The organism is Actinomadura sp. KC345, from assembly GCF_004348515.1.
Taxonomy (GTDB): Bacteria; Actinomycetota; Actinomycetes; order Streptosporangiales; family Streptosporangiaceae; genus Spirillospora.
Genome location: NZ_SMKH01000347.1, coordinates 1 through 7,557, shown reverse-complemented (window position 1 = coordinate 7,557; position 7,557 = coordinate 1). Strand labels below are relative to the sequence as shown.

Sequence of the window (7,557 nt, the reverse complement as noted above, 5' to 3'; positions counted from 1 at the left end):
CCCGGGTTCCCCACCGCCCCGGGGGCCCCGGCAGGGTCCGCAACCACAGAACCCGCAGGGGTATCCGGGACGGGGAGCGCAGAACCCCCCGACGGGCTATCCACCCCAGCGACCGGCGGGAACGCCGCCGGGCGCGGGAAACATGCCGCCGGCACGGGGGAGCACGCCGCGCCCCATGGCGAACCCCGCGGCCGAGACGGCGACTGACATCCCCCTCCCCGGCGGGCAGGTACCCGCCGGGGAGACGGTCGTGGACACGCTCCCCAGCGACGGTCCCGGCGGAGGCGGTGCGGGCGGCTCGGACGGCAAGAGCGCCGGCGGCGGCATCCTGCGCTCCGGCGCGATCATGGCGGTGGGCACCCTCGCGTCCCGCGTCACCGGGTTCCTGCGGACGGCGGTCATCGTCGCCGCGCTCGGCACCGGGATGCTCGCCAACGCCTACAACACCGCCAACACCGTCCCCAACCAGATCTACGACCTGCTGCTCGGCGGCATCCTCGTCAGCGTCATCGTCCCGCTGCTGGTGCGGGCCAAGGAGCGCGACCGCACCTACGGCGAGCAGTACGAGCAGCGGGTGTTCACGCTCGCGGTGATCGGCCTCGCCGTGCTGACCGTGGTCGCCGTGCTGTGCGCGCCGCTGTTCATCGACGTCCTCGCGGGCAGCTACACCGGCGACCAGCGGACGGTCGCGGTCCTGTTCGCGCGGTTCTTCCTGCCGCAGCTGTTCTTCTACGGGGTCGGCGCGTTCGCCGGGGCCATCCTCAACACGCGCGGCAGCTTCGGCGCGCCGATGTGGGCGCCGGTGCTGAACAACATCGTCGTGATCGCGGTCGGCGGCGCGTTCCTGGTGATCACCGCCGGACCGGTCGACCCGACCAGCATCACCGACGGCCAGATGCTGCTGCTGTCCCTCGGCACCACCGGCGGGATCGTGCTGCAGACGGTCGCGCTGTGGCCGTCCCTGCGCAAGGCCGGGTTCCGCTGGCGGCCCCGCCTGGACTTCCAGCGCGGCGAGATCGGCGAGGTCGGGCGGCTGGCCGGCTGGACGCTGGTGTACGTCGTGGCCACCCAGGCGGGCCTCGCCGTGGTGACCGCGCTGGCGAACCGGGCCGGGAACCTCGCCGTGGACGAGGGCATCGGCGAGGGTTTCGGCTACACGCCGTACTTCAACGCCTACCAGCTCTTCCAGCTCCCCTACGCCATCGTCGGGGTCTCGGTGATCACCGCGCTGCTGCCGCGGATGAGCCGGTTCGCGGCCGAGGGCAAGACCGCCGACCTGCGGGCCGCGTTCTCCAGCGGGCTGCGGCTCTCCTCGGTGATCATCATGCCCGCGGCGGCGCTGATGCTCGTGCTCGGCCCGGAAATCACCACCGTGCTGTTCGCGCACGGCAACACCTCGTCCGACGACGCGCTGGTCATCGCGCGCGTGATGCAGATGTTCGCGATCGCGCTCGTGCCGTTCTCGATCTACCAGCTGATGCTGCGGGTCTTCTACGCCCACCGCGACACGAGAACCCCCGCGCTGATCGGCATCGTCACCGTCACGACCAACATCATCATGGCGTTCACCGCCTACAACCTCCTCGGCGTCAAGTGGATCGTGGTGGGCCTCGCCGGCGGGTTCGCGATCGCCAACGTGGTCGGCACCCTGACCTGCTGGCTGGTGCTGCGCCGCAAGCTCGGCGGCATGGACGGGCGGCGCATCGTCGGCGGCCACCTGAAGCTGCTCGTCGCGATCTGGCCGCTGGTCGGGTTCGCCTACGCCACGCACACCATCGCCGACGCGCTGGGCGGCAGCGGGGCCCTGCTGCCCGCGCTGATCACGCTGATCGTCGGCTCCGCCGGCGGCGGCCTGCTGTACCTGGTGTTCGCCAAGCTGATGCGGGTGGACGAGGTCCAGATGGCGATCTCGACCTTCGCCCGCAAACTGCCCGGCCGCTGACCGCCGGCCCGGAAAACGGGCAAAGTAAAAAGGACGCGCGGCGATAAGGCGGGCCAGCCGCGCGATGAGCCACTACCATGTGGGGGACTACGGCTTGCGGGGCGACACCCTGGGGAACGCAAAGAGGAGGGTCGGAGGCGTAAGCTGCCACGCCACTAACATGGGATCTGACCACCTTTCCAGGACGCTGCCGTGAGCACGTCCGTCATTGAGCCCGGCACACGTCTCGCCGGCCGCTACCGGCTCGAAGAGCGCATCACCGACTCGGGCGGCTCGTGCCTCTGGAAGGCCATCGACGAGATCCTCGCGCGGGCCGTCGCGGTCCGCACCTTCGACCCGAAGTTCCCCCGGATCACCGAGGCCGTCACCTCGGCCCGCGCCGCCAGCCGGCTGACCGACCCGCGGCTCACCCAGGTGTTCGACGCCGACGACAGCGGCGAGAGCGCCTACGTCGTCAGCGAGTGGGTCGCCGGCGAGAGCCTGGAGGGAATGCTCGCCAAGGCTCCCCTGGAACCGGGACGCGCCGCGACCCTGCTGTACGAGGCGTCCGAGGCCATGGCCGCCGCGCACGCCGGCGGGCTGTCGCACCTGTGCCTCACCCCCCGCGACCTCGTCTGGACGACCGGCGGCACCGTCAAGGCCCTCGGGGTCGCGACCCACGCGGTCCTCGGCGACCGGCACTCCGAGGACCCTGCGGGCGAGGACGTCCGCGGCCTCGGCCGGATGCTGTACGCCGCGATCACCGCGCACTGGCCCGGCGACGGGAGCGAGTCCGACCTGCCCGCCGCGCCCTCCGCCGACGGCGTCGTCCACCCGCCCCGCCTCGTCCAGGCCGGCATCTCGCACGCGATCGACGCGATCGTGTGCCGCTGCCTCGGCATCGGCCAGGCGGAGCCGCTGGCGTCCCCGGCCGAGCTGGCCAAGGCGCTGCGCGGCGTCCCGCGCACTCCGCTGCCGCTGTTCGCCGGCCTCGGCCACGCACAGCCGCCGGCCCCGCGGCCCGCGGCACCCCGCCGGCCCGCCACGCCGTCGACGTCGGCGACGACCCAGCCGCACCAGCCGCACGGGCACGAACAGCCCCAGGCGACCTCGCACGTCCCGCCGCCGCGGACCCGCGGCCGGCACGCCGACTACCCGCCTCCGCCGTCGCCCGCGCCCACCCAGGCGGCACCGGCGCGCGGCCGGGGGGCGCACGGCGCGCACGGCGGAGGGCCCCGCCGCCCCGGCAACCGCGCCCTCCTCGGCGTCGCCGCCGCCGCGCTCACCGTCATCGTCGGCCTCGGCGCCTGGGCCATCTCCGGCACCGGGGGCGACGAAGACCCGAACGACGGCGGCGTCACCGATCCGGGCCAGCAGACCTCGCAGCCCGCGCCGTCCGTGACGAAGCTGACCGCGCAGGGCGCGTCCGCCTTCCAGGACTCGGACCCCGGCCACCCCGACACCTCGATCGGCAAGGGCGTCGACACGGTCATCGACGGCCGCCCGGACGGCACGTGGGAGACCCAGCGGTACAACGACCCCAACTTCGGCAACTACTCCAAGGGCATGGGCGTCCTGCTCGACATGGGCAAGCCGGTCAAGGTCGCCAACGTCAAGATCCACGCGCCGGTCAGCGGCGGGGTCCTGCAGGTCAAGGTCGGAGACTCCCAGTCGGCCGCCGGCCTGAAGGCGATCGGCCGCCAGCCCGCCAACGGCGGCGAGCTGACCGTGACCGCCAACCCGCAGGCCACCGGCCGGTACGTGCTCGTCTGGTTCACCGAACTGCCCGCCTCACCCGCCAAGGGCAGGCTGGGCGAGGTCACCGTCCACGGCTCCGCAGGCTGAACCGCCTCCGCACGGTGCTCGTGAGCTGTGACGTGGAGCGGCGCATGTCTGTATCGTGCCTGTGAGCAGAATGTCCCCTCGCCCCCAGGAATCTGTGGTGCCTACCCCAGCAGCCGGTCGCGGACGCCCGGCGCCTACCGGGCGTCCCGAACGAGAAAGCGGTCGCGCATGACCTCGGTGAGCATGCGTCGCGTCGACGAGGTGCCCGACAAGGAGCTCCTCGCCCGCCACGCCCAGGGGGACCCGCACGCCTTCTCCGAACTCGTGCACCGCCACCGCGACCGCATGTGGGCCGTCGCCCTCCGGACGATCGGCGATCCCGAGGAGGCCGCGGACGCGCTGCAGGACGCCTGTCTTTCGGCGTTCCGCGCCGCCGGACGGTTCCGCGGGGACGCGGCCGTCACCACCTGGCTGCACCGCATCGTCGTGAACGCCTGCCTCGACCGCATCAGGCGCAAGTCCGTCCGCCCGGCCACGCCGATGGGCGACGACGCCACGTTCGACGCCGTCGCGCCGAAGATGCCCGACCCGACCGACGCGCACGGCGTGTCCCTCGACGTCCACACCGCCCTGGGCGCACTTCCGTTCGAGCAGCGCGCGGCGCTCGTCCTCGTCGACATGATGGGCTACTCCGTCGAGGACGCCGCGCAGGTCATGGAGGTTCCGCCCGGAACGATCAAGAGCCGGTGCGCGCGGGGTCGCGCCAGGCTCGCGCCCCTTCTCACCCACCACCGGAACCGACGCGACCACAAAAACGTCGGAGGTGTGGAAGGAGGTGGCATGCCCAGGTGAACCCCGCACATCTTGACCACGACGTCCTGGCCGACTTGGCTGAAGGATTGCTCGAAGACGACGAAGCCGCCTCCGTCAACGCGCACCTCGACACCTGCGCCGACTGCCGTGACCTGTCCGCCGACCTTGTGGACGTGTCGCGGATCCTGGCGGAGGCACCCGTGCCGTCCATCCCCGCCGAACTGGCCGAACGCATCGATACCGCGATCGCCGCGGAGTCGCTGAACAACGCCACCGTGGTGAGCATGGAACAGCGGCGCGGAAAGCGGCATTGGCGGATCCTGTCCGCGGCCGCCGCCGCCGTGATCGTGGTCGGCGGCGGCGCGACGGTCGGTTCGATCGCGTTGGACGGGGCGGACGGCGACGACGGCTCGGCGGCGGCGCCGGCCCATGACCAGTCCCACGAGAGTTCGCCGAGTGCCGACCCGAAGGTCGCCGGCCCATCGGCCGCACAGCCCTTCAAGATCCACCGCAGCGGCACCGAGTACCGGGCCGGGAACCTCGGCCCGCAGGTCACCGAGCTCCTGAACGAGCGGCGGACCGGAACCGGAGGCGCGACGGCCGGATCGCAGCTCAGCGGATGCGTCTACGCCGTCACCAAGGGGAAGGCCCCCGCACTGGTCGACGACGCCGTCTACGAGGGGAACCCGGCCTACGTCATCGCCGCGCGCGGCGACGAGTCCGGCAAGTGGAACGTGTGGGTCGTCGGCCCCGAATGCTCGGCCGGTGACCAGCACGTGCTGAAGACGCTAGAGAACGCCTGACCACATATCCGGAGGCCATGGCCGAGGCGACACGCCTCGGCCATGGCCTCCCACCGTCCACGGCCTCTCGCCATTCCCCTTCCGCCGCACCTGACGGCGCGCCGGCACAGGGCTCAGCGCGAGAGGACGCGCTCCGGCCCTCCGGCGGCGCGCGTTTCCCGCGCCTCCAGGAGCGGAAGGCCCGCCGCGTACCGGCGCAGGAAGCCGGCGGTCGGGGTGTCGGCCGTCGCGACCGTGTCCGGGGTGCCCTCCGCGACCACCGCGCCCCCGTCCGGGCCCGCTCCCGGCCCCAGGTCGATCACCCAGTCCGCGGACGCGGCGAGGGGGATGTCGTGGTCGGCCACGACGACCGTGTTGCCCGAGTCGAGCAGCACGTCGAGCGCGTCGACCACACGCTGGACGTCGGACGGGTGCAGGCCCGAGACGGGCTCGTCGAGGACGACGAGGCCCGCCTTGCGGCTCGCGGAACCGCGCTGGATCGCGGACGCCAGCTTCAGCCGCTGCGCCTCGCCGCCGGACAACTCCGTGGCGCTCTGGCCGAGCCGGAGGTAGCCGAGCCCGACCCGGTCCACGGCTCCCAGGGTCTCTGCGAGCCGCCGCGGTTCGGAGAACCGCTCCGCGGCCTCGGCGACGGTCAGCTCCAGCACCTGATCGATGGCCAGCCCCCGGTACCTGATCTGCGATGCCTCCGGCTTGTAGCGTCGGCCCTCGCACGCGTCGCAGACCACCCACACGTCCGGCAGGAAGTGCATGTCGACCAGCGTGCGGCCGTGGCCGGCGCAGGTCTCGCAGCGGCCGCCGCCCGCGGTGTTGAAGCTGAACCAGGAGGCGTCGACTCCGCGCCCGCGCGCCGCGTCGGTCCCGGCGAACAGCGTACGGACGATGTCGAACGCCTTGCTGTAGGTGGCCGGGTTGGACCGCGGCGTCCGCCCGAGCGGTTCCTGGTCAACGACGCCGACCCAGCCGACCTCCGCGAGGCCGGCCACCTCCCGCACCGCGTCGGTCGCCGTCCCGTTCAGGGCGGCCTCCACGCCCGCACCGAGTGCGCCGAGCAGGCTGCTCTTGCCGCTGCCGCTCACCCCCGTCACGCAGGTGAGCCGCCCGGTGGGGAAACGGACCAGGTCGGCGGTCACGTTGTGCGCACGCAGGCCGCGCAGTTCCACCCAGCCGGTGTCGTCCCCCGCCGGGCGGCGGTTCCGGCGCATCCGCGGCCCCTCACCGGCCAGGTAGCGCCCGGTCAGGGACGTCGGGTCGGCGGCCGCGTCCGAGGGAGTCCCTGACACCATGACCTCGCCGCCGAGGCGGCCTGCGCCGGGCCCCATGTCGATCACCCAGTCGGCGCGGGCGATCAGCTCGGGGTCGTGCTCGACCAGGAGGACCGTGTTGCCGGCCTCGCGCAGTTCCAGGGCGATGTCGAGCAGGTGCGCCTTGTCCGCCGGGTGCAGCCCGGTCCCGGGCTCGTCCAGGACGAAGACGATGCCGCTCAGCTCGGTGCTGAGCTGCGCGGCGAGCCGGGTCCGCTGCGACTCGCCCCCGGACAGCGTCGCCGCACCCCGGGACAACTGGAGATGGGCCAGTCCGAGCCGGTCGAGGATCCCGAGCCTGCGGCCCAGGTCCTGCAGCAGCGGCTCACCCACCTCGCGCTGCCGGACGTCCAGGTCGTCCGCCACGCGCTCCGCCCAGTCGCGTACCTCCCGTACCTCCACCGCGAGCAGGTCGGGGTAGGTCAGCCCGCCGAGCCGCACGGACCGGGCCACCCGGTCGTACCCGCTGCCACCGCAGGCGCCGCAGGGCTGCTTGCGCATGTACGGCAGGTAGCGCTGCTTGGCGCCGGGGGTCCGGGCATTCATGAACACCCGCTCCACCTCGGCGATCGCACCGCGCAGCGGCTGGATCGAGGTGTAGGTCATCCGGGCCGTCTCATTCTTGTTCGGCATGTCGACGGTCGCCTCGACCTTCTCCTCACCCGTCCCGTACAGCACGCAGTGGCGGAACTCCTCGGGCAGCGACCGCCACGGCCGGCCGAGGTCCACGCCCCGCTTCCCGGCGAGCGCCGGAACGAACGCGTGCTCCCCCGACCGCCACTTGGCGTACCAGGGCGAGGCGCCCTCGAACAGCGGAAGCTCCGGGTGGGTGATGATCAGGTCCTCCTGCGCCTGCCAGCGCCCGCCCATCCCGTGGCAGTCCGCGCAGCCCCCTTCCGGTGCGTAGCGGTCGAAGTGGGCGGTCGTCAGG

The 7,557-nt window shown here is 72.9% G+C and carries 5 protein-coding genes; 4 read left to right on the top strand and 1 reads right to left on the bottom strand.

Annotation, left to right across the window (positions count from 1 at the left end):
- The first annotated feature begins 175 nt into the window (after positions 1-175).
- The 4 genes from murJ to E1281_RS34740 all read left to right on the top strand — a co-directional run bounded on the left by murJ (position 176) and on the right by E1281_RS34740 (position 5,322).
- Entirely contained in the window at positions 176-1,942 is a 1,767-nt protein-coding gene (gene murJ, locus E1281_RS34755; protein ID WP_131883951.1) for a murein biosynthesis integral membrane protein MurJ, read from the top strand.
- A 192-nt stretch (positions 1,943-2,134) separates the two neighbouring features.
- Positions 2,135-3,766: a protein kinase family protein gene (locus tag E1281_RS34750; RefSeq protein WP_131883950.1), complete on the top strand. Its 1,632-nt coding sequence runs from the start codon at positions 2,135-2,137 to the stop codon at positions 3,764-3,766.
- 168 nt (positions 3,767-3,934) lie between these two features.
- A complete protein-coding gene (gene sigM / locus E1281_RS34745; RefSeq protein ID WP_207943673.1) occupies positions 3,935-4,558 on the top strand; it encodes an RNA polymerase sigma factor SigM in 624 nt (207 codons plus the stop codon).
- On the top strand, positions 4,555-5,322 hold the full coding sequence (locus E1281_RS34740; protein WP_131883949.1) for a zf-HC2 domain-containing protein: 768 nt from the start codon (positions 4,555-4,557) through the stop codon (positions 5,320-5,322). Before sigM ends, E1281_RS34740 begins: the two co-directional genes overlap by 4 nt.
- A gap of 113 nt (positions 5,323-5,435) precedes the next feature.
- Here E1281_RS34740 and E1281_RS34735 read toward each other — a convergent pair.
- Positions 5,436-7,557, bottom strand: a 2,122-nt coding sequence (locus E1281_RS34735) for an ATP-binding cassette domain-containing protein (protein ID WP_131883948.1), incomplete at its 5' end; no start/stop codon positions are given.